Below are 22,073 nucleotides of genomic sequence, written 5' to 3' on the forward strand. Positions count from 1 at the left end.
GATAAAGCTTTTTACTCAAGCTAGATGTCTAAGCTAAGCCACCACCGTCCACAACAAGAGACGTTCCTGTTACCCAAGAAGATAAATCACTTGCTAGAAATAATACGCCTTTTGCAATATCCTCCGGTGTTCCTATTCTTCTAAGTGGACGATCTACACCTGAAGACTTAATAAATTCATCCACGTTTAGGTTGAGTTGTTCGGCTTCTCCTCTTAAGAGGGGTGTGTCCGTATCACCTGGGGAAATACAATTTACACGAATATTATCTTTTCCGTGATCAATTGCCATTGCTTTTGTTACGTTTACTACTCCAGCTTTTGCAGCACAATAGGATGCAGCTTCATTTCCACCCTTTAGACCCCAACCGGATCCTGTGTTAATAATGCTGCCACCACCGTTTTTAGCCATAACTGGTATCGCATACTTAGATAATAGAAAAACACTTTTTAAAGAAACGTTTATCACTAAGTCCCAATCTTCTTCACTATGGTCGACTATGTTTTTCCTGCGGATAACTCCTGCATTGTTAAATAGAATATCAATTCCCTTGAAAACGCTTTCAATTTCAGTAATTATGGACTTACAAGCCTCACTTGATGTTACATCACAGGTGTAAAAAGTTGCTTTTCCACCTTGTTCATTAATCTCATTTGCCTTTTCTAAACCAACTTCTGTATTAATATCAAGTAAAACGACATGGCAACCAACTTTAGAGAGTAACTGACAGGTTGCTAACCCAATTCCTGAGGCAGCTCCTGTTACAACTGCAACTTTATTTCTTAAGCCTAAAAATTTTTCGTAGTCCATTAATCATCTTCCTTTCCTACTAATCACTTAGAATGAAAAAACAATTAAGTTAATTAATTAACTTAATTAATAGATTAAACGTTATCACGCATTTTAAATAGTGTCAATAGTTAAAATTATCTTTCTATTCATATAGATGAGTGAATTTTAGCTGTACTTATTACACTAACACCCCATTTTTTTGTTTTACTTCTATTAATTTATTTGAATATTTAAATGATTAGTAGTACACTTAGTTAAATTAATTTATTAACTATGGAGGTTTATCCCTTGTCCAATTCAGATTTAATACAACAATTTCAACTAATTTTTAATACTAACGCAATGCCTCGTATGTTTTTCGCACCAGGTAGAATAAACCTAATTGGCGAGCATACTGATTATAATGGCGGTCATGTACTCCCAGCTTCCATCTCATTCGGAACATACGCACTTACCCAACCACGTGATGATGAAAGAGTTAGTTTTTATTCTCTCAATTTTCCTCAGACGGGTATCATTGAATGTGAACTCTCAGATTTAACGTATAATCCGTTACATGACTGGGCCAATTATCCAAAAGGGATGATTAAATATATGCGCGAGAGTGGAATGGATATAAAAACGGGTATGAACATCTTATTTTTCGGTACAATTCCAAATGGGGCTGGCCTCTCCTCCTCTGCTTCCATTGAAATGGTCACTGGCGTTCTATTGGAAGGATCATATAATTTAGCGATTAATCGAAGACAAATGATTCTCCTTGGACAAAAGGTAGAAAACGAATATATTGGGGTCAATAGCGGAATCATGGATCAATTTGCTATAGGAAAAGGCAAAAAGGATCATGCTATTTTATTAAACTGTCAAACGTTAGAATACCAATACGCACCAATCCAACTAGAAAAATACGTAATTCTTATCATTAATACAAACAAACAACGAACATTAATGAATTCACAATATAATACGCGACGTGCACAATGCGAACAAGCTTTAACTGATTTACAAGCCTTTCTTCCCATTCAAAGTTTAGGTGAGTTAACAATAGAGCAATTTGAGCAACATAAGCACTTCATTAAGGATGAAATAAACTTAAAGCGTGCAAAACATGCTGTCTATGAAAATGAACGAACACTTAAAGCTCTTCATCAATTACAGCAAGGTAAGCTAGATGCATTTGGTAGATTGATGAATGAATCTCATCTATCTCTTCAGCAGGATTATGAAGTGACAGGGCTTGAACTTGATACGATAGTTCAGGCAGCATGGGAACAAACAGGTGTAATCGGTGCTCGCATGACCGGTGCTGGTTTTGGTGGGTGTGCAATTGCAATTGTTGAAAAGGATATGGTCGAAAGTTTTATGGAAAATGTCAATAAAACCTATACGAAAGCAGTAGGTTATGAAGCATCTTTTTATAAAGCAACTATTGCTGATGGCGCAAGAGAAATTATGGATGGAGTGGTATAAATGAGTATATTAGTTTTAGGTGGCGCAGGATATATTGGATCTCACGCAGTTTATCAACTAATTGATCAAAAATTAGATGTAGTCGTTATAGATAATCTTCAGACTGGACATAGAGAAGCTGTCCACCCTCATGCAACATTTTACGAGGGTGATTGCAGAGATATAGAGTTTATGAGAACTGTCTTTAATAATGAAACAATTGAAGCAGTCATGCATTTTGCAGCTAATTCGCTTGTCGGGGAATCCATGGAAAAACCACTTAGCTACTTTGATAACAATGTATATGGCACACAAGTTTTGCTTCAGGTAATGACAGAAAATGATGTCAAAAAAATAGTCTTCTCATCCACTGCAGCGACATATGGTGAACCGGAATCTGTTCCAATCACAGAAAATATGAAAACAAATCCGACAAACACTTATGGAGAAACAAAGCTAATAATGGAAAAAATGATGAAATGGTGTGAGCAGGCACATGGAATAAGATATGTTGCGTTACGCTATTTTAATGTTGCAGGAGCTCGGGAATCAGGTGAAATTGGGGAAGATCATCACCCAGAAACACATCTCCTCCCTATTATTCTACAAGTAGCACTTGAGCAGCGTTCACATATTACTATTTACGGAGAAGACTACGAAACAAGTGATGGCACATGTATACGTGATTACATTCATGTGGAAGATCTTATTCATGCACATCTTTTAGCGCTAAATTATTTAAATAATAATGGTAAGAGTGATATTTTCAACTTAGGGAGCAATCAAGGGTTTTCCGTTAACGAAATTATTCATGCAGCTAGAGCAATTACTGGTAAAGAGATTCCTGTAAAATCAGGAAGCAGACGTTCTGGAGACCCAAGTATTTTAATAGCAAGTTCCGTTAAAGCCACCACTACATTAGGTTGGCATCCTACGCGAACATCCATCGATAAAATTATCCAAGATGCATGGAACTGGCATGTCAAAAATCCAAATGGCTATAAAAAGGACGGTACAAACGAATGATTTACCATCATATTACAGGTCTTATTCAAAAAGCACTTGAGACTGAGCTTATCCATTCCAGTGATGAGATTTATGTAAGAAACCAAGTCCTTGCCCTTCTCAAGCTTGAATCCATTCCAGAAACCACACTATTTCCAACAGATGATTCGATTCCTAATCTCCTGGAAAAGATAACAGCATATGCATTGGAAAAAAAGCTAATCGATGATAAGTTTGACGAAAAAGAAATATTTTCTGCAAAAATGATGAACTGCTTTATTGCAAGACCATCCGTAATTAATGAGGTCTTCCAAAAAAAGTATAATGTTTCTCCAATAGAAGCAACAAATTACTTTTATGAATTAAGTAAAAACAGTAACTATATCCAGATGAACCGTATAAAGAAAAACATTCTTTTTAAAGCAGAAACAATATATGGTGAAATGGACATTACCATTAATATGTCCAAACCAGAAAAAGATCCAGAACAGATTAAGAGAGAAAGTGAATCCAAACAGGATAATAGCTATCCAAAATGTGTTTTATGTATAGAAAACGAAGGATATAACGGACGCATAGGTTATCCCGCTAGGGCAAATCATCGTATGATTCAAATTCCTCTAGAAAATGAAAACTGGTATCTGCAATATTCTCCATATGTCTATTATAAAGAGCATAGTATTTTGCTCGCTGAGGATCATCGTGATATGAAGATCAATAAAGAAACTTTTGAAAGACTACTCAACTTTGTTGCAAAATTCCCACATTATTTTATTGGTTCAAATGCGGATTTACCAATAGTCGGTGGATCAATTTTAAATCATGATCATTATCAAGCGGGAAGATATGATTTTCCAATGACATTTGCAAATAAAGCATTTACTTTCAACCTAGATAAGTTTCCTGAAGTATCAGCATCCTTGCTGGAATGGCCTTTAACAACCATTAGATTACAAAGCACTTTAGTAGAGCCGTTAATTTTGGCTGCAGATCATGTGCTCACCATTTGGAAAAATTATAATGAGGAAGAAGTAAATATTAGAGCTTTTACAGGTGAAACGCCACACAATACAATAACGCCCATTGCCCGAAAGAAAGAAAAAGTATTTGAACTTGATCTTGTCTTACGAAACAATCGAATAACTGACGAACATCCACTAGGAATTTTTCATCCGCATTCAGATGTTCATCATATAAAAAAAGAAAACATTGGGCTTATTGAGGTAATGGGACTGGCAGTTTTACCAGCAAGACTGAAGGATGAATTAGATGAAATAAAGAAATTTTTACTTGATGAACAGAGCAATGTAATATCCTATCATCATGAATGGGCTAATGAATTGAAACTTAAATATCCGAATTTAACAAGCATGAAACAAGCGGAAGATATATTAAAAAAAGAAGTTGGACATAAATTTGCGAAAGTACTCAGAGATGCAGGCGTTTTCAAGGATAAAAATGCAAGTCAACGATTTATTAAGGCATTAAATAATTAGGTGGCTAGTACATGAAGTTAAAAATAAAAAACGTAAAACCAAATTGGAAGTTATTCACATTAGCAAACGACAGGAATATGACTGTCAGCTTTTTAAACTTTGGAGGAATTATAACAGAAATTAATGTTCCAAATCGAGAGCAAACGATAGAAAATGTCGTACTTGGATTTAAAAGCTATGCTGATTATGAAAAAAACACTCACTTTTTAGGTGGAATTATTGGTCGTATTGCTGGTAGAATTCAAGACGCATCATTCACATTGGGAAATCAAACATTCACATTAGATGCAAATGCAGGAAACCACCATTTACATGGAGGGCCTGGGGGATTCCATCAAGTATTATGGAAAGATAAACCCTTTCAAACTGACGATACAGTTGGTGTGGTACTCACATATACAAGTCCCGATGGTGAAGGTGGATACCCTGCCAATATAGAAGTTACAGTAGTATACACTTTGAATAATAAAAATGAGTTCATCATAGATTATTCCGCTACTACTGATCAAACAACCGTTCTTACAATGACAAATCATTCGTATTTCAATTTAAGCGGGAATTTATCTTCGACGATACACAATCATCATGTAATGATTGACAGTGATGAATTTGTAGAGTTGGATAAAGAACTAATTCCTACCGGTAAAAAAGTCCACGTAATGAATACTCCATTTGATTTTCGAAATGGAAGAAAGCTTGCGGATGGCATTAACTCTAAATTCATTCAAAATATGGTTGTAAATAATGGCTATGATCATTATTTTATTTTTAATCACCAGAAACAAGAAAATATTGTTGTAAGAGATGAAACGAGTGGACGTAAAATGACAATTAAGACAAATCAACCTGGTGCAGTAATGTACACAGCAAATTCCCTTGATGACAACCTTGCATTAGCGAATGGAAAATCAAAACCTTATGTAGGCGTATGTTTTGAGACGCAAGCCTCCCCCGCCTCTTTGCATCACAAAGGATTTCCCACAGTTACATTGAACGCGCAGGAAACATACAAAAAACAAACTGTTTTTGCATTCGGTCTAGTAGAATAAGTTTAATAGAATATTAAAGTCAAGCTAAATTCTGGACAAGAAACACCGCTAATGAGGATTATTAGTGGTGTTTCTTGTTTTAATTACCTTCCCTTTAACTTTTTACAAGTTTAGCTAGATAAGGTATGCAAGTTATTTCTGTTATCCTAAAATGAGTGATCAAATTCTCAGATCAACCTCATCGTTTTATCAAAAAGTTCCTATCGTAATAAAAGTTTCTTTTGAGAAAAATATTTTTACAAAGACAAGATACCGTGTTATTATATTTACGTATACTAAAAAGTGTATTTTATTACCTTAAAAGTTGACCTAAGGAAACATTTTGACATATAAAGAAATTTAGGAGGGATGAATAATGAGTTCTCAACCCAAAAATCAGTCCAACCAGCAGGGATGGTTGAAAGAAAGTTCTAATGTGAGTTTGGAAGAGGTAAATAGCTCAGTTAATGTTCCAACTAAGGGAGGATTTTGGCGAAAACTTTTGGCTTTTGCAGGACCAGGTTCGTTAGTAGCCGTAGGATATGTAGATCCAGGAAACTGGGCGACATCCATTGCCGGCGGTGCACGTTTTGGATACACCCTATTGAGTGTTATTCTATTTTCTAATTTAATCGCCATGTTACTACAATCTTTGTCTGCAAAACTTGGTATAGTAACTGGAAGAGACCTAGCGCAAGCAACAAGGGACGCGACCGGTAAGAAAACAGCCATTTTTCTTTGGATTTTAACAGAACTTGCTATTATTGCAACAGATCTTGCAGAGGTTATCGGTTCAGCTATAGCCTTAAATTTATTGTTTGGAATTCCCCTTCTGTTAGGAATTACTATTACCACATTAGATGTATTACTTTTACTTTATTTGCAAAAGAAAAGCTTTCGGATTATCGAATCGATTGTCATCGTATTAATGTTTACTATTTTTGTTATATTTGCATTCGAAGTGATTATATCTAAACCGGAGATTTCTGCATTATTCGGTGGATATGTACCACAAATGGAAATTGTCACAAATCCAGGCATGCTCTTTATTTCCCTTGGTATATTAGGAGCTACAGTCATGCCGCATAACTTATATTTACATTCTTCCATCGTTCAAACGAGAAACTACAAAAGAACAATAGAAGGAAAAAAAGAGGCTTTAAAATTTTCACTTATCGATACTACATTTTCTTTAACTACAGCCTTTCTTATCAATTCGGCTATTTTAATTCTTGGAGCGGCTGCATTTTATGGAACGAGTTTAAATGTGTCTGAAATAGAGGCTGCATATGCATTATTAAGCCCAACTTTAGGAGTTGGTATTGCAAGTACATTATTTGCGGTTGCTTTACTTGCTTCCGGGCAAAACGCTACGATCACTGGAACGATGAGTGGGCAGATAGTGATGGAAGGATTTATTCATTTACGAATTACACCTTGGCTACGTCGCTTGATCACACGTTTATTAGCAGTTATTCCTGCTTTTATTGTGACTTGGATTGCTGGATCAAAAGGAACTGGTGAACTACTTTTGTGGAGTCAAGTAGTCTTAAGTCTCGCTCTCCCATTTGCCGTTGTACCTTTAGTATTGTTTACTAGCGATAAAAGGAAAATGGGTGAATTCGCCAATAAATTACCCGTTAAATTATTGGCATGGGTATGTACCGTGTTAATCATCATTTTGAATATATTTTTAATCGGTTATATTATCATTACTGGGCAAGACATAGGTTAAAATATACATTGAAAAAGCGGCATGATTTGATTAATAATCATACCGCTTTTTTTTTCATGTATTAGTGTAAAACTACATATTAAACATGGATACCTGAGAATTCATGCTGTATTTATGTTCAACTAATTCAAACAGATGTTGTTTATTTAATAAAGCCTGTAGACAATAGCATTACTCTGATTATCTATTGCTAAATACGAACTATTTGCTCATCCTATTTATATTTAAGTTAGTAGAATTACTTAAACAATCATCAATTAATACCATCCAGATATTTTGGTTCCATCCTTATATATCCTTATCACTTCTGGATCATAATTAATAGGAGTTTGTGAGAAACTAAACCATATACGCCCTCTTTTGGTATCCAGAATTGTTGCCTCAGTACTTTCTACATTTTTATATTGAACAAGCAATTTTTCGATTTCATCATCATTAATAACACCCATTGCAATTGTAACGTAATCATCTATTGATGATGATCTACGAGGAAGCAAATTGGTAAATGATTTAGTTAATATCGAGTCATTCCGATTAAATTCTTCACCTCCAGCCCCTCCAGACCAACGATAGCCAAAGAAGCTTTTTTCGATCAGACCAGCGGATAGATTATTATCATCCCCATATATGATAATAGTATTTCCTTTCATTTCTGTGGTATAAAAAATTTCATCCATAGGGACGTTCGATTCCTTTATTGCTTCTTCTAAAGTCTTATAATTCATTTGATAATAAACTATACAAATGATAAAAATAAATGATATAACTGAAAGCCTTTTTTTCATTTTTAATAGTTCTCCTCCATATGATGTTATTTATTAGTCCATAAACGTGTACAACTGCTAAAATCGTAAACTAATTACATTCTTGAAATTGACATCACTCAAGTTTGTGGCTTTTCCAACTAAACCTGCAATAATTCCAACTAAATCATTCTGTTTTCCAACTAAACTCACAAATTTTCCAACTATCTTATTTTGCACAAACAAAAAATGTAATAGATCTCTAGTGCATTATAATAGGCAAACCTGTATTCCACTTTGATCACCACTGATGGAAAACTGCTGTTACTAACTCTAAATTTTACTGTAATCTAGAAGTGCGAACATTCTTTTATTTTGTCTAAGTAATCGCTTATCTATTTTACCTAAAGGTGTGTAGGGAATAATATCCACAAATACTATATCCTTAGGTAATTGAAAGCGCGCAACCCTTGGGCGTAACCATTCAAAGAGTTCCTCTTTTGTGAGAAGAGCATTTACGGGTTGCACAAACGCTAGTAATCTTTGCCCAAACTTTTCATCGTTAATTCCTATAACTGCTACATCTCCAACTAGTGCATGATTTATTAGTACCTGCTCAATTTCAATCGGATAAACATTTTCACCAGCTGAAACGACCATATCGTCTGTTCTGCCTCTTAAAAAATAATACCCATTATTATCTCGGAAACCTAAATCACCGGTTTCAATCCACAAATTCTCCTTATTTGTCATCGACCATGTATTCTTCATGCAAAGTTGGCCAATTATACCGTTTTGAACATTTTTCTTATTGTTATCCAATATTCTTAAGCAAACACCGTCAATTTTTTTACCAATCGTATGAACCGAATACTTCAAATCATCAGGTGTTGCGATTATATTTAAACCAGCTTCTGAAGTTCCGTAAAGATTGTACAATACATCCCCTAAATTACTGAAAACCTCACCTACAAGTTTCGGATTAAGTTCAGCTCCCCCTGAAGCAATGCAAACGAGAGATTTCAAATCTTCCGGATTGTTTTTTAACATTTTATGTATCATTAAGGGCACTACAGTAACTACATCAACTTTGTTCTCACGTATGAGAGAACACGCTTTTTCAGCGTGAAATCCATTACTTATAAACACTTTTTTCCCTAATGCAATAAAGGAAAATAATACAGCAATCCCATAGCCGTGATAAATAGGAGTAGCAATATAGGCAGTATTACAATGAAAAAGTTTTAATCGAGTAAGTAAAGTTAAGAATGGGTTTAAAAAATTGAATAATGATGGGCTGTGTTGGACTTCCTTTGATTTCCCTGTCGTACCACCTGTTAGCAGCACAATTTTGCTTTGTGAAGATTTTGGGAGCTTGTATTTTCCATTAATAGTCGAGTTAAGTAAGTTATTAATTGCTTGCAAGTTATCATGGTAGCTCAAGATTTTCTCATTATTGTATTGGGTTTCTTCCAAGAAAGAAATCAATTCAAAATCATAGACAATTAATTTGAAATTATGAAGATTTAATAATTGATTAAACTGCATTTTGCTCATTTCTGCATTAAGCAAATATATATCAGATCCAAGACGTGAAATAGCAAAAATAGATTTCACCAGAGAAGAATGGTTTTTGCACAAAAAACCTACCTTCTGACCTGCTTTTAATTGGAATTTTTCTTTTAATATGAAGGCAAGTTTTTCGGATTGTAACAGTAATTGCTTATAGCTTACTGTTTCTTCTTCGTAAACTAGAGCAATTTTATTTCCGTTTGTCCTTTCGGCAATATAAAGCAACAACATGGTATTTATTCCACATTTATAAATACCAATTATTAACCAATATAATCCTACTGGAGAAAACAATTTGATCTTATATAAAACGTTCATAAGTTTTACTAATCTCATTTTCTTTCCTCCCTTTTTCTTAAAACAATAGGAATGTAAGCTTCCAAGATCCCCCTAAAAAATATGGATGCAAACTGGCCAAAAATCAGCCACCACGGCCAATATTTTTTTCTTTTCGTATACATGGATTTACAAATAATTTGTGCAACATGATTTGGGCACATGGCAGGCATTTTTAGATAAGCAGTAGTTGGAAATATCATGGGGGTTCTAACTAATGGTAGATAGATAGAGGTTGTAGATATCCCCACGACATTTAACTCCAGAGCTACAGATCGAAACCAAGTATCAAAAGCTGACTTGGAAGCCTGATATGCGGCCCAATACGGAATTGGTATTAACAGTGCGTTTACGGTAGAAATGTTGATAATCTGACCGTTATTTTTTTCTAGCAAAGGAATGACTGACAACAGCAATTGAACTGGAGCGAAATAATTGATGGCCATTGTTCGAGTAAAATCGTGATATCTGTCTAATGAATTATGAATAGAGCGATTGATTGATATACCCGCATTACTAACTACTATATCCACCCTATCAGGTAGTCGATGAATAAATGCCAGAAACTCCTCCATCTCTTCCTTATTTCTAAGATCTGCCCTGAAAATACTTACTTTAGCAGATTCCTTTTCTATTTCACTTTTCATTGTTGAAAGCTTTTCCACTCTTCTTCCGACTAAGATTAAATGTACATTTATATCTGCTAGTAGATAAGCTACCTGCTCTCCTATCCCAGAGCTCGCACCAGTAATAAGAATAGTCTTTCCTTTTAAATTGTTTCTAAGCTTCTTTTTATTAAAATATGTAGGAGGAAATAATAATCTTTCTAAAAGGTTATATTTTTGCATAATAACAAATCCTTTTTCTGGTTATGGTTTTTATTACACAAAAAAGTAAATATTTGTCGTCTGAAGAAAATACCATTATGTGTGTTACTAGGACTGAGTTATGTGCCGCTCAAACCAGGATATGTGGTACTCGGATTAATTTATATGGTACTCCCACTGGGTTATGTGGTACTCAGTTGTTTTATGTGTTATTCAAGTGAATAAAGCAAGTAAAGACAACTCAAAGAGAGAAAAACTATGTAACTTATAATTATCTCTTTACATTCTAATGTTTCCCTTTGTTAGTCATTATTTTCTAACACAAGAGGGCTTATTGAGTCTGAATTGATTTCGTATTTCACTTCAGCAAAGTTTTTAATAAGGAGTTCTTCGTTTATATAGTTCCCTGTAGTTTTATCAATCGTTTTTCTCCAGATTTCATTTTGTCTATAGTTCTTTTCATTCTCCCTTGAAAACATATGATTCCTTTCTTCTAGATGATAAGAGTAATGCAATTGCTCGTTCGTATAAATGGCTCCTTTTAAGTGCTTATCTGTTAACCAAACACGAATTTGGAAGGAGTGCTCCGTTTTATTTAGAAATCTTAAATCTACAAAATTGAAAAAAACACTTGCACCGCTACCAAAAGGAAGAACTCTTCCTTCGTCAGGGAATGGGTCAAAACTATGATGATGTCTTTCTAAAATGGTTAATGGAGTGTGTAAGACCATCCAATAGAGTAGGTTTGCGAGTTGACAGATTCCACCACCAACGCCAGTTTTCACTTCTCCCCTTGAGAGTTGCATACCTTCAATATATCCTTTTGCTTTAGTTGTTTTCCCTACTAATTCCCAAAACGAAAAAATCTCACCAGGGTGGATGACGATTCCATCTATTCTATTCGATGCAATGGATAGATTCACAATCTTATTTTCTTGTAGCTGTGGATCGCTAGCACCCAACCGTCTCCTTAAGAGCGATTGATGTTTTTTACAAGTAAAAGGATAAGAAATATTGTTCCTTTTTCTTGCAAACTTTTTTCTATCTCTCAGGTTTTGTAAAAAACGAAAAAAGCTCTTTTGCTTAATTCGAATTATATATATAAATGGATGAATCTCTGAAAATCTCAAATTATTCTCTCCTCCCCCGATTACTCAGTTACTGGACGAATCATTCAAAATACTTCCTTCATGCGAAACTTCCAAACATTTTTTGGGTATCCATCCTACTTCGCCATTTTCTCTTTTAATAAGAATATATCCATTACATTCTTTATCCACAATCCACACTTTTTCGTCTCGATTAACAGACAAAAATGTTGTACTGAGATCAGTTCTGCAATTTGTTAAATCATCATTACCAATTAGATATGCATTTTTTATCCATTGCTCTATTCCTAGCTTCTTATTTTCACAAAGTGTAAAGTATTCTTCTCGCTTTATTATCCGCATTTCATAATTTGGATAAGTTACGGTTCCTATTCTGTTCGTTAAATCGGAATAATCTTGTTGTACAATCATTTCTTCTGTTAATTCATCAACATATGTATATGAAAATGTATCGTTTTTAATAATTAGAGCATTTAACTGGCCATCTTTTTTAATTTGATTTCCTCCATCTATCGAAATTACATTTTTATCCAAGTCAATTATTGGATTATGTGAACTTATCTGCTTTGTTCGATAGTTAACAACTGGCCAGTGCCCTACAATGACTGTTTTATCAGCTTGGTGTGCTTTTTCGTAAAAAGACTCTGTATGTAAAGTAAACTCTTCTTCTGTTTGATGCCAATCTTTTATGTTTTCAATGCCTGCATGAATGACAATAAAATCATCTGTTTCATAAGCATTTGGCGATGATTCCATCCATTCGATTTCATCCTGAAAATGCTCACGATAAAAGTGAGCTAATTCATTTAAGTTATTAAACGACCACCTGCTAAAGCAGGTGGATTTTGACATGAATGTCGACGACTAAAGTCGTTGGAAAGGCTGAAGTCCTTCTTAATGCTCTTATGCTTAAGCACACTGTAATCACAACTAAACTTATTCTTCAATCCGGAATATGTCGTTCTTTTCTTCGTTGAATTGGTTTGCTATATAATTTCTTATAATTTCCTCCGTAATCGTGCCTACTGTCGAACAAAAATAACCCCTTGCCCATAAATGCTGCCCCCAAAACCTCTTTTTTAATTCTGGAAACTCATCCTGCAATAATCTTGATGACCTTCCTTTTAGATATTGCATGATTTTACTCGGCGCTAAACTTGGCGGACAGGACAGTAACAAGTGAATATGATCTTTCCCCACACTCCCCTGTAGGATTGTGATTCCCCTTGCTTCACACCCCTGTCTGATGAGCTCTCTTATCCTTATCGCAACTTGGCCGCTTAATACCTTATATCTATATTTCGTAACCCATATCACATGATACTTGATATCGTACACCGTATGACTACCTTTCCTATATCCATCCATAATCTCACCTCATATATGAAGTATGGACAAATAAGAACAAGGCTAAAAGCGGATACCGTCTAAAGACGGTGGATTTAGACCACTTGCTAGTATATTAAAATCATCCAATGTTTTACTATGTGATGCTAGCATTTCATTTAAAAAGGAATTCTGTTGTTTTTTCATGTATGGAATGATTCCCTCACTCCCATTAAAAACATAACGATGTAATAGATCACAATTTCCTTTTGTTACAAACACATTTTGAGATTGCTCGGATAACTCCCTGACATATTTGACAACTTCTAAGCTGTTTGATCCTTTTTCGCAAAGATCACCGTTAATAAATAAATAATCCTCACTCGTATAATTCAACTTGCCCAGAAGTTCTTTAAAAAGCATTAAATTTGCATGGATATCGGAAATAACTATTGAACGTACTGTTTTATCTAAATGCACCCTTCTTACGTCAATCATTAACTCAACTCCAGAATATTTTTTCTTTTAAGAATATTATATCAAAAGATCTTTATTGTTTGTAATTTCATAGAGATTAATTCATATAAAAAAAAGCTTTAGACACACCCGTAATAAGCGTGTCTAAAGACTTTATTACTCTATATGTTCCATTTGAACCACACGTTATGGAATCTTCACTTCTTTTCCAGTTTGGAGGTAAATAATATTTCCTTTATGAGAGAGGGTCATTCCCTCACCTTCGATTAGCAAATAGGTTATCGCATTTCTTTCAATACTTACCTTTATTAATCTATCTTGATATTTTAAACGAATCTCAAGCGAATCCCATTCATCTGGAAGTGATGGTACTAAGGAAAGACCGCTTTCCTTAACTCGTAAACCAGCAAAACCAAAAACAATAGCAAGCCAGGTACCACCCATATTCGCCATATGAAGGCCGTCTTTTGTATTGCCATGCGTGTTCTCCAAATCCAGTCGAGCTGTTTCTTTAAAATAAGCATAAGCCTTTTCTTTATATCCTAATTTGGAAGCCATAATACTAAATACACAGGAAGACAACGAAGAATCATGTGTTGTAATTTCTTCATAGTAATTATAAGAATTTTTTATTGTTTCCATATCTTGTTCATCTTCCATCAGAAAATGTGCCAGAACGGTATCCGCCTGTTTACATACTTGGTACCGATAGAGTGTTAAAGGGTGATAATTCAGTAAAAGAGGAAATTTATCTTTTGGCGTATTTTCCATATCCCAACGATCCTTTTGTAAAAAACTATCGTCTTGTGCATTGATTTTGTATTTCTCATCATATGGAAGATACATCTTTTCACCAGCAACGGTCCATTCGTTTACTTCTTGTTCAGAAAGCTTTAGCCTATCCGATAATTGCATCAGATATTTGCTATCATTTTCTTTTAATTGTTCGTACACTTTAGCAGCCCAAAGCAAATTATGTTTTGCCATGACATTTGTATAATAATTATTATTCACAATACATGAGTACTCATCTGGACCAGTTACACTATCTATTCTAAAAAAGTCATTTTTCATATGGCCAGTATCAATCCATAAACGTGCAGTTTCAAATAGGACCTCTGCCATATAATCTCTTAAAAATGCTTCCTCTTTTGTAACTAAATAATATTGGATATAACTATACGCAATATCTGCACTTATATGATACTGCGCAGTTCCAGCTGGAAAAAATGCCGAACTTTCTGGTCCTGTAATCGTTCTCCATGGGAATAAAGCTCCCTTTTTATGCCCCATCTCCTTCGCTCTTTCTCTAGCACTATCTAGAATAGAGTATCGATGTACTAATAGATTTTTTGCGATTGTCGGATTCGTCATTAAGAAAACCGGGAACATATAGATTTCAGTGTCCCAAAAATAATGCCCTTCATATCCCTCGCCAGATAAGCCTTTTGCAGCAATATTACTTACAGGATCTTTACCGACGGATTGTAAGAGTTGATAGAGATTAAAGCGAATTCCCTCTTGAAGTTTCATATCTCCATTAATGATCACATCAGATGTACTCCAAAAGTTATCGAGATATTCTTTTTGTTCTTTTAATAAATCTTCAAAGGTTACTGCTTTTAGCTGTTGTTGAATAGCAATAGCTTTTTCGATAACGGGTTCCCCATGCCTTAATGTATCTGTGTACACATTGTACTTAGTAAATTGAATTCCTTCATTACCCTCAAATATATAGGTCTCTACAACACTAGTATCCGCTGTTTTACTTGCATACTTATATTCTTCAGATTTGACGGTGGAAGAAACGACACATGCCACTTCGAGCTTGGTTGCATAGGTCCTATTTTTAACAATGCTAAAATTTTCTTCCTTTCGAACTTCTGTTACATGTAATCGTTTTGCATGACCAGAAGCAACTCGAGGATCATTTTTATCCACAAAATTTGAAACATCCCCATTTATCAACGAAACAATCTTCAACTGCTGCACTTGATTTAACAGCTCTATTTTAACGTCTATAGCAAAAAGTTCTCTTGTAACAAAAGAAATGAGTCGTCTAAAATTGATTTTAACTTCTTTCCCTCTCGGAGATTTCCAATGGACGATACGTTCAGCATAACCGGCATCCATATGCAAGTTTCGTTCGAAGCTTATAACTTCTCCTTCAAACAAAGAAAATAGTTCATCATCCAAAAAGATTTGAACGCTTTGCCCATCAATAACATTCAAGATTTTTTGTTGCGTCTCTGGGAATCCATGCAATTTCTCCCCATAACTAATTTCAATTTCATCATGAAAAGCATTGACATATGTACCTCGAATCGAATTATATGTTTCCTTATAGCCCTCCTCGAAATTTCCTCTTACACCTAAATAACCATTCCCTAAAGATAAAAGGCTTTCGTTTAACAATAGGTTTTGATTATCCATCTCTGACTTAGTCAATTTCCAGGTCATAAAGCCTTCACTCCTCCATATGTATGTTATCGAAATACACTTTTCTCTTTATATCGCCTTACAATTTCTTCAAAAACCAATTCTGAAGTATCCCCCACTAAATAATCCGCATGAGATAAATGTTCTATTGTGCCAACACCAACGGAATACATATTTGCTTTATTAATAGCTTCTACACCAGCTGCAGCATCTTCTATCCCTATACAACTAGAATAAGGAATCCCTAAATAATCTGCAGCAGTTGTGAAGGTTTCAGGATCTGGTTTCCCTTTTTTCACCTTAGAAGCATCTACGATATAATCGAAATATTTAGTAAGTCCTAGCTGATTTAATACTTGTACCGCATTTTTACTTGCTGAACCAAGTGCAACTTTAATATTTTGTTCTTTATTTTTTTTCAATAAACACTCTATTCCTGGTAAAATATTTGTAGAATTAATAGATTCTACTAATTCCAAATAGTACTGATTTTTTTGATTTGCTAGATTCACTTTTTCTTCATTAGTGAATCTAATTAAAGAAGAATTTAGATTCAGAATTTGTTCTAAAGAATCCATGCGACTTATTCCTTTAAGTTGCTCATTAAACTGTCTATCTATGGATACGCCAAGTCCATCTGCAAGTTTCTTCCATGCCAAAAAATGAAATTCTGCCGTATCGGTAATAACACCATCTAAATCGTAAATAAAAGCTTGTGGATATTGGGTCATTTGTTACTTTCCTTTCTGTATCAGTTCTTTACACGTGTCTTAACACTTTCCCGTTCCATTAACTGATGTTTTGCATAAACATGCTTCTCATCTAACCTATTTTCAATCAAATCTTGCAGAAGTACTGCTGACAACCTTCCGATTTCAAAAAAGTTCTGACCAATGGTTGTAAGTTGTGGTTGGGTAAAACTACTTAGCATTAAATCATCAAATCCCGTAACGGAAATATCTTCTGGAACTTTCAATCCTGCTTCTTTTACTGCCTTCATTACACCGAATGCCATTAGATCACTAAAGCAAAGAAATGCGGTGGGCTGATTTGTCTGCAAATATTTTTCCGCCAAAACATAAGCTTCTTGTTCTGAAAATTGAGCGTACAGTACGTTTTCATCATCTAATTCCAACTCATTAGCTTTAAAGGCATCCTGTACTCCTTTAATTCGCTCCGTATTCACATAAGTTTCTCTCGTACCCGCCATAATGACAATATCACGATGATTACGTTCTAATAAATACTCAGCAATCTCTCTACTCGCCTCAGCATTGTTAATGGAGACGCTTCCTATCAATCCATTGTCTGTTTCTGTCATTATGTCAAGCACTACACAAGGTATATTAGTATCGATTAGTTCTTTATAATACGGGTCATCGATACGAATTCCTTGTAAAATAGCTCCGCCGATATTACGCTCTCGACAATATTGCGCATAGCTTTTTTGTTTTTGTCGCAATGAATCGATTAGATAGATGGACAATTCAAATTGACTTTCCGAAACAGCGGTATATACTCCTTTGAATATATCAAATGCATTGTTGTCTTTTTCGTTATTGTTAAGAACACCAGACGATATCAATCCAATAGTCATTTGCTTTTTGGATGATAAATTTTTAGCGACTATATTTGGTGTGTAATTCAGTTCTTTTGCGATATCGAAGATCCTTTGTCGTGTTCTTTCATTGACATCTACATAATTATTAAATGCTTTTGATACAATACTTATGGATACTCCCGCTTCTTTGGCGACATCTTTTATCGTAGCCATTTCAAAAAGTCACTTCCTACATTTATATATTTATTAACCACTATTATTCGCCAGTGCTTTTTTCTCCATTTTTAAAGTTAAACGGTAAAAAATAGCGAAACATAAATATGCACTTAAAGATCCTGTAAAAAGAGGAAACAAGAAAAGAATCTCTGTTGCACTTAAATAAAACAAAACAAAATTGCTAGTTAAGACGAAAAAGAACAAAACAGGATTTCCAACTGTGACAAAAAACGTATGAATGATTAACTTCTTAATCCGCATTTGATAATGTACACTGAGAGAAAAGAAATTAATTGAATACACAAACAAGATAACTCCTACTATCAAAAAAATCATTCTTAATAAATCGTTTTTGCTAAAATAATAAAAGTCCGCTATCCAAACGAGCCAAATAGACATCAAAATTAGCCCCGACAGAAAACTTTTCTTGTAGTCAGACTTCATGTAGGTAAAAAACGCTTTCGTAAGGGAACTTTGGTCCTTTTTCATCACCCAGTCACGGACTGTAGCAAACATGGCAATTGTACTTGGGATAAATAATGCCGGTATGAAAAGTAATAATGGCAATAAAGATAAAAAAAATTCAATGCCGAAATTATTCAAGTATAGACTTAAGATGATAAATGTAATGGGAACGTTCATGAGAAACCATATAATATTAATAGTTGAAAATCGCATGATCCATTCAGTTGAACCGTATATTACTCCCATGAAACCTGAAAACTCTCGCATGTTCACACCTCCTGCAAGAATCGATTTATTTTACTGCTCCTTCTCCAATTCCTTTAATAATATGTTTTTGTGCAAGTACATAGAAAATCACAACGGGAATGATCGTTAACATCAAGCCTGCCATTGCTAAATTCCACTTAATTGTAAATTCACCAAAGAAATAAAAAGTAGATAGCGGAATTGTACGAAGTCCCTTATCAGTAAGTGTCAGAGAAGGCAATAGATAATCATTCCAAATATTAATAACGTTTAAAATCATCACCGTAACCGTAATCGGTTTTAACATAGGGAAAATAACTCGCCAAAAAACCCCAAATTTAGAAGCTCCGTCAATAGTTGCTGCTTCCTCTAAGGTAATCGGAATAGACTTAACGAAACCGTGATAAAGAAAAACAGAAATGCTCGAACTAAATCCTACATGCATGAAGATTAAACCTTCACGAGTGTTGAACATAGGTATATGAAGCGTATTCGTAATTGTACTCATGAACTGCATTAGAGGCATCATAAGTGTTTGAAAAGGAATAAGCATCGTAGCAATTAATGTCATGAATATGATTTTACTTAGCTTATTGTCTGTTCTAGCTAACATCCAAGCTGTCATAGAAGACAAAACGACAATGATCACAACGGATATTATCGTAATATATAACGAATTTCCGAGTGCATGTAAGAAGTTCATTTTTTCCATTGCCTCTAGGTAATATTGAAAACTAAAACTTTTAGGCAATGCAAGTGCATTTTCATAAAGCTCCTGACGATCTTTAAATGAATTGACAATTATTATGTAGATAGGAGAAAGGAAGAAAAGCGCAATTAAGAGGAGTAATAATTCTTTTGTGATTTCACGTATTTTTTTCATCACATTTCTACCTCCCGCTTCTTCGTAATATAAACTTGTGTCAGTGTAATGGCAGCAACGATAAAGAAGAAAACAATTGCTTTTGCTTGACCAAATCCATAATTACTATAACCAAAAATTTCATTATAAATATTCATCGCAAACATTTCTGTGGAATTAGCAGGTCCACCATTCGTTAAAGATAGGTTGACATCGTAAATCTTAAATGCCGATGAGAGTGTTAAAAAAAGACTGATTGTAAAAGCTGGCATTAAAAGAGGAAAAGTGATTTTCCTAAGTCTTTGCCATCCATTTGCACCATCTATTTTTGATGCTTCGATTACATCATTTGGAATACCTTGAATACCGGCAATATAAATAATCATTATATAACCAGCCATTTGCCAAGTAAATACGAAAACTAAAGCATATAAAGCATAATCAATATCAATAAGCCAATTAAAAAACACATTATCAAAGCCTGTTACTTTACCAAAGAGCGTAAAAACATCTAAAAATATAAACTGCCAAATATATCCTAATATTAATCCCCCAATTAAATAAGGCATAAATATCATCGTACGTGCCGCATTCGCAGTTCGAAGCTTAGATGTCACCAATAACGCAAAAACGAGGCCTACAACATTAACAGAAATAACTGCTAGTAATGTAAATAATATTGTTTTCCAAGTAGATGCAAGAAAACGTGTATCACCAAACAATTGGACAAAATTCTCAAACCCCACAAACACTTTTGGATTTGCTGCAATACCATCCCACTCGAAAAAGGCATAATAAATTCCGATTAAAAATGGAATAATCACGACTGTTATAAAAATTAATAATAGCGGAGTAGTAAATAATAGATACCACCACTTATTACTTTTATTTGGCATGTCACCACTTCTTTCATGTAGTTTGTAAATTCTACTAATAACTAGTACTGGACATCCCATTTAGGAGATGTCCAGATGTTTATCATCTATCTTACTATCAAGTTAAGGATTATTTTACAGCGTTTTTCCAGGCATCATCTAACTTGTCGATAAGTTCTTTACCCGTCATATCCTTTGATAAGAAGAATTCTTCTGCTTTCGGCGCAAAATCATTCGGAATAATATTAGCTGGGTAGTAATTTAATGCCCAAGGAATTGTTTTACCACTGTTTGATGCATTCAATACATCTTGAGATAATGGATCCAATTTATCTGACTTGATATTTGTCAAAGCAGGAACAAATCCAAATTCCTCTACAATGTATCGCTGACCAATTTCACTTGTAAACATCCAATTTAAGAAATCGTTTGCAGCTTTAACTTCCGCTTCATCCTTTTTACCATTGATCGCCCAGTTATTACCTACTCCCACAGCCATTTTATCATTACCCATTAATGGGAATGGCAACATGCCTACTTCGAAATCTACATTAAAATCTGAAAGCATTCCATAAGCCCAGTTTCCTTGATGAATCATAGCTGATTTTCCAGCAGCAAAGTCCCCAACTTCTTTATCATATGTCACATCTAAAGGACTAGGCGTGTTTGCTTTAATCGCATCCATAAACTTTCCAAATTCTTGGAATTCCTTCGTTTCAGCCATCGTTACTTTCCCGTCTGTCAACTTATCGATGTATTCATAATGGTTTTTTTGTAATGCAAAAGGATAATTACTAATATGACCAATTAAGAAATAAGCTTCTTTAGATAGCCCTAGTCCATTAATACCTTCTGTTTTAAATTTTTCTAATGTACGTACAAAAGAGTCATAATCGGCAACATCTTCAGGTTTAACTAGATCTTTGTTATAAACTAATCCAAATCCTTCAACACCGTATGGTACTCCAACAACTTTGTCATTAATTTTTAGTTCCATGCCAGGAGCAATATTTTTTACATATCCTTCCGAATCCATATCGTAAACATAGGATTTCATTTTTTCAGCTTCCGTAACATTTTGAAGACTAAATATGGATGGTCCTTGATTGCTATTCATGCGAATTTGCAACTGTTGGAAGTAATCATCACCTGTAGTTCCCCATACTTCTACCTCCACACCAGTCTCTTTCGTATATTCCTTTGCTAGCGCTTCTAACTGATCAGAAATTTCCACTTTACTTTGGAAAATGGTGATTTTTTGATTGGATGATTTGCCAGACCCCCCTTTACTTTCGCTTTCTTTTCCGGCTTCCTCATTACCACTACATGCAGCTAAAATCATTAATAATGCTACTATAAGTAGACTACCAAACGTTCTTTTGTGGAACTTCATTTGAATTCCTCCCCCTAAAATTTTTATTTCTATAGTAAATAAAATGAACAATCATTTTATAACTACCCACAATTGTTACTTTATTCTCTTAGTATATTAAGAGAATACTAGAAATTTTTGTTG

At 34.5% G+C, this 22,073-nt stretch carries 20 protein-coding genes; 5 read left to right on the forward strand and 15 right to left on the reverse strand.

All coding sequences use genetic code 11. From position 1 onward, the window contains the following. Positions 1 to 28: 28 nt before the first annotated feature. Positions 29 to 808 (reverse strand): SDR family NAD(P)-dependent oxidoreductase, encoded by a 780-nt coding sequence (locus ACEPXG_RS09190; RefSeq protein WP_391209605.1) that lies wholly within the window; start codon positions 806 to 808, stop codon positions 29 to 31. Positions 809 to 1,078: 270 nt separating this feature from the next. Between ACEPXG_RS09190 and ACEPXG_RS09195 the strand changes: the two genes are divergently transcribed. The 5 genes from ACEPXG_RS09195 (at position 1,079) to ACEPXG_RS09215 (ending at position 7,503) form a co-directional block, all read left to right on the forward strand. Then, on the forward strand, positions 1,079 to 2,260 hold the full coding sequence (locus tag ACEPXG_RS09195; protein ID WP_391209608.1) for a galactokinase: 1,182 nt from the start codon (positions 1,079 to 1,081) through the stop codon (positions 2,258 to 2,260). Beyond that, entirely contained in the window at positions 2,261 to 3,265 is a 1,005-nt protein-coding gene (gene galE, locus ACEPXG_RS09200) for a UDP-glucose 4-epimerase GalE (protein ID WP_391209610.1), read from the forward strand. Next, the gene (locus ACEPXG_RS09205) at positions 3,262 to 4,740 is read left to right on the forward strand and encodes a UDP-glucose--hexose-1-phosphate uridylyltransferase (RefSeq protein ID WP_391209612.1); all 1,479 of its coding nucleotides are present in this window, start codon (positions 3,262 to 3,264) and stop codon (positions 4,738 to 4,740) included. The genes galE and ACEPXG_RS09205 overlap by 4 nt, the downstream gene beginning before the upstream one ends. Positions 4,741 to 4,751: 11 nt before the next feature. After that, positions 4,752 to 5,789 carry an aldose epimerase family protein gene (locus ACEPXG_RS09210; protein ID WP_391209614.1) on the forward strand — a complete coding sequence of 346 codons (1,038 nt, stop codon included), beginning with the start codon at positions 4,752 to 4,754 and terminating at the stop codon, positions 5,787 to 5,789. A gap of 355 nt (positions 5,790 to 6,144) precedes the next feature. Next, entirely contained in the window at positions 6,145 to 7,503 is a 1,359-nt protein-coding gene (locus ACEPXG_RS09215) for an Nramp family divalent metal transporter (protein WP_391209616.1), read from the forward strand. Positions 7,504 to 7,760: 257 nt separating this feature from the next. On the opposite strand, the gene ACEPXG_RS09220 is transcribed toward ACEPXG_RS09215, so the two are convergent. From ACEPXG_RS09220 to ACEPXG_RS09285, 14 genes are all read right to left on the reverse strand, one after another. After that, positions 7,761 to 8,288, reverse strand: a complete 528-nt coding sequence (locus tag ACEPXG_RS09220; protein WP_391209618.1) for a hypothetical protein — start codon at positions 8,286 to 8,288, stop codon at positions 7,761 to 7,763. A 291-nt stretch (positions 8,289 to 8,579) separates the two neighbouring features. Then, complete coding sequence (locus ACEPXG_RS09225) at positions 8,580 to 10,154, reverse strand: AMP-binding protein (RefSeq protein WP_391209620.1); 1,575 nt, start codon at positions 10,152 to 10,154, stop codon at positions 8,580 to 8,582. Further along, entirely contained in the window at positions 10,151 to 11,002 is an 852-nt protein-coding gene (locus ACEPXG_RS09230) for an SDR family NAD(P)-dependent oxidoreductase (RefSeq protein WP_391209622.1), read from the reverse strand. Before ACEPXG_RS09230 ends, ACEPXG_RS09225 begins: the two co-directional genes overlap by 4 nt. A gap of 281 nt (positions 11,003 to 11,283) precedes the next feature. Beyond that, positions 11,284 to 11,943 carry a VanW family protein gene (locus ACEPXG_RS09235; RefSeq protein WP_391209625.1) on the reverse strand — a complete coding sequence of 220 codons (660 nt, stop codon included), beginning with the start codon at positions 11,941 to 11,943 and terminating at the stop codon, positions 11,284 to 11,286. A gap of 192 nt (positions 11,944 to 12,135) precedes the next feature. After that, entirely contained in the window at positions 12,136 to 12,846 is a 711-nt protein-coding gene (locus tag ACEPXG_RS09240) for an SH3 domain-containing protein (protein ID WP_391209627.1), read from the reverse strand. A 180-nt stretch (positions 12,847 to 13,026) separates the two neighbouring features. Further along, positions 13,027 to 13,458, reverse strand: coding sequence for an IS200/IS605 family transposase (tnpA, locus tag ACEPXG_RS09245; protein WP_391201591.1), 432 nt, complete (start codon positions 13,456 to 13,458; stop codon positions 13,027 to 13,029). 42 nt (positions 13,459 to 13,500) lie between these two features. Further along, entirely contained in the window at positions 13,501 to 13,914 is a 414-nt protein-coding gene (locus ACEPXG_RS09250) for a metallophosphoesterase (RefSeq protein WP_391209630.1), read from the reverse strand. Positions 13,915 to 14,079: 165 nt separating this feature from the next. Further along, the gene (locus ACEPXG_RS09255) at positions 14,080 to 16,353 is read right to left on the reverse strand and encodes a glycoside hydrolase family 65 protein (RefSeq protein WP_391209632.1); all 2,274 of its coding nucleotides are present in this window, start codon (positions 16,351 to 16,353) and stop codon (positions 14,080 to 14,082) included. A gap of 26 nt (positions 16,354 to 16,379) precedes the next feature. Continuing rightward, the gene (pgmB, locus tag ACEPXG_RS09260) at positions 16,380 to 17,063 is read right to left on the reverse strand and encodes a beta-phosphoglucomutase (RefSeq protein ID WP_391209634.1); all 684 of its coding nucleotides are present in this window, start codon (positions 17,061 to 17,063) and stop codon (positions 16,380 to 16,382) included. Positions 17,064 to 17,083: 20 nt separating this feature from the next. Further along, on the reverse strand, positions 17,084 to 18,106 hold the full coding sequence (locus tag ACEPXG_RS09265; protein WP_391209637.1) for a LacI family DNA-binding transcriptional regulator: 1,023 nt from the start codon (positions 18,104 to 18,106) through the stop codon (positions 17,084 to 17,086). Positions 18,107 to 18,139: 33 nt separating this feature from the next. Further along, positions 18,140 to 18,841: a YesL family protein gene (locus tag ACEPXG_RS09270; RefSeq protein ID WP_391209639.1), complete on the reverse strand. Its 702-nt coding sequence runs from the start codon at positions 18,839 to 18,841 to the stop codon at positions 18,140 to 18,142. Positions 18,842 to 18,866: 25 nt separating this feature from the next. Further along, the gene (locus ACEPXG_RS09275) at positions 18,867 to 19,703 is read right to left on the reverse strand and encodes a carbohydrate ABC transporter permease (RefSeq protein WP_391209858.1); all 837 of its coding nucleotides are present in this window, start codon (positions 19,701 to 19,703) and stop codon (positions 18,867 to 18,869) included. Further along, complete coding sequence (locus ACEPXG_RS09280; protein WP_391209641.1) at positions 19,703 to 20,578, reverse strand: carbohydrate ABC transporter permease; 876 nt, start codon at positions 20,576 to 20,578, stop codon at positions 19,703 to 19,705. The genes ACEPXG_RS09275 and ACEPXG_RS09280 overlap by 1 nt, the downstream gene beginning before the upstream one ends. 109 nt (positions 20,579 to 20,687) lie before the next feature. Next, positions 20,688 to 21,950, reverse strand: a complete 1,263-nt coding sequence (locus ACEPXG_RS09285; protein WP_391209643.1) for an extracellular solute-binding protein — start codon at positions 21,948 to 21,950, stop codon at positions 20,688 to 20,690. Positions 21,951 to 22,073: the final 123 nt, after the last annotated feature.

Origin of the sequence: Psychrobacillus sp. L4 (assembly GCF_042944905.1) — a bacterium.
Taxonomy (GTDB): domain Bacteria; phylum Bacillota; class Bacilli; order Bacillales_A; family Planococcaceae; genus Psychrobacillus.

Bases quoted from the DNA above. Each gene is read 5' to 3' on its own strand.
- ACEPXG_RS09190 (WP_391209605.1), bottom strand. From the start codon at position 808: ATGGACTACGAAAAATTTTTAGGCTTAAGAAATAAAGTTGCAGTTGTA.
- galE (WP_391209610.1), top strand. From the start codon at position 2,261: ATGAGTATATTAGTTTTAGGTGGCGCAGGATATATTGGATCTCACGCA.
- ACEPXG_RS09205 (WP_391209612.1), top strand. From the start codon at position 3,262: ATGATTTACCATCATATTACAGGTCTTATTCAAAAAGCACTTGAGACT.
- ACEPXG_RS09210 (WP_391209614.1), top strand. From the start codon at position 4,752: ATGAAGTTAAAAATAAAAAACGTAAAACCAAATTGGAAGTTATTCACA.
- ACEPXG_RS09215 (WP_391209616.1), top strand. From the start codon at position 6,145: ATGAGTTCTCAACCCAAAAATCAGTCCAACCAGCAGGGATGGTTGAAA.
- ACEPXG_RS09220 (WP_391209618.1), bottom strand. From the start codon at position 8,288: ATGAAAAAAAGGCTTTCAGTTATATCATTTATTTTTATCATTTGTATA.
- ACEPXG_RS09225 (WP_391209620.1), bottom strand. From the start codon at position 10,154: ATGAGATTAGTAAAACTTATGAACGTTTTATATAAGATCAAATTGTTT.
- ACEPXG_RS09230 (WP_391209622.1), bottom strand. From the start codon at position 11,002: ATGCAAAAATATAACCTTTTAGAAAGATTATTATTTCCTCCTACATAT.
- ACEPXG_RS09240 (WP_391209627.1), bottom strand. From the start codon at position 12,846: ATGGAATCATCGCCAAATGCTTATGAAACAGATGATTTTATTGTCATT.
- tnpA (WP_391201591.1), bottom strand. From the start codon at position 13,458: ATGGATGGATATAGGAAAGGTAGTCATACGGTGTACGATATCAAGTAT.
- ACEPXG_RS09250 (WP_391209630.1), bottom strand. From the start codon at position 13,914: ATGATTGACGTAAGAAGGGTGCATTTAGATAAAACAGTACGTTCAATA.
- ACEPXG_RS09255 (WP_391209632.1), bottom strand. From the start codon at position 16,353: ATGACCTGGAAATTGACTAAGTCAGAGATGGATAATCAAAACCTATTG.
- pgmB (WP_391209634.1), bottom strand. From the start codon at position 17,063: ATGACCCAATATCCACAAGCTTTTATTTACGATTTAGATGGTGTTATT.
- ACEPXG_RS09265 (WP_391209637.1), bottom strand. From the start codon at position 18,106: ATGGCTACGATAAAAGATGTCGCCAAAGAAGCGGGAGTATCCATAAGT.
- ACEPXG_RS09270 (WP_391209639.1), bottom strand. From the start codon at position 18,841: ATGCGAGAGTTTTCAGGTTTCATGGGAGTAATATACGGTTCAACTGAA.
- ACEPXG_RS09275 (WP_391209858.1), bottom strand. From the start codon at position 19,703: ATGAAAAAAATACGTGAAATCACAAAAGAATTATTACTCCTCTTAATT.
- ACEPXG_RS09280 (WP_391209641.1), bottom strand. From the start codon at position 20,578: ATGCCAAATAAAAGTAATAAGTGGTGGTATCTATTATTTACTACTCCG.
- ACEPXG_RS09285 (WP_391209643.1), bottom strand. From the start codon at position 21,950: ATGAAGTTCCACAAAAGAACGTTTGGTAGTCTACTTATAGTAGCATTA.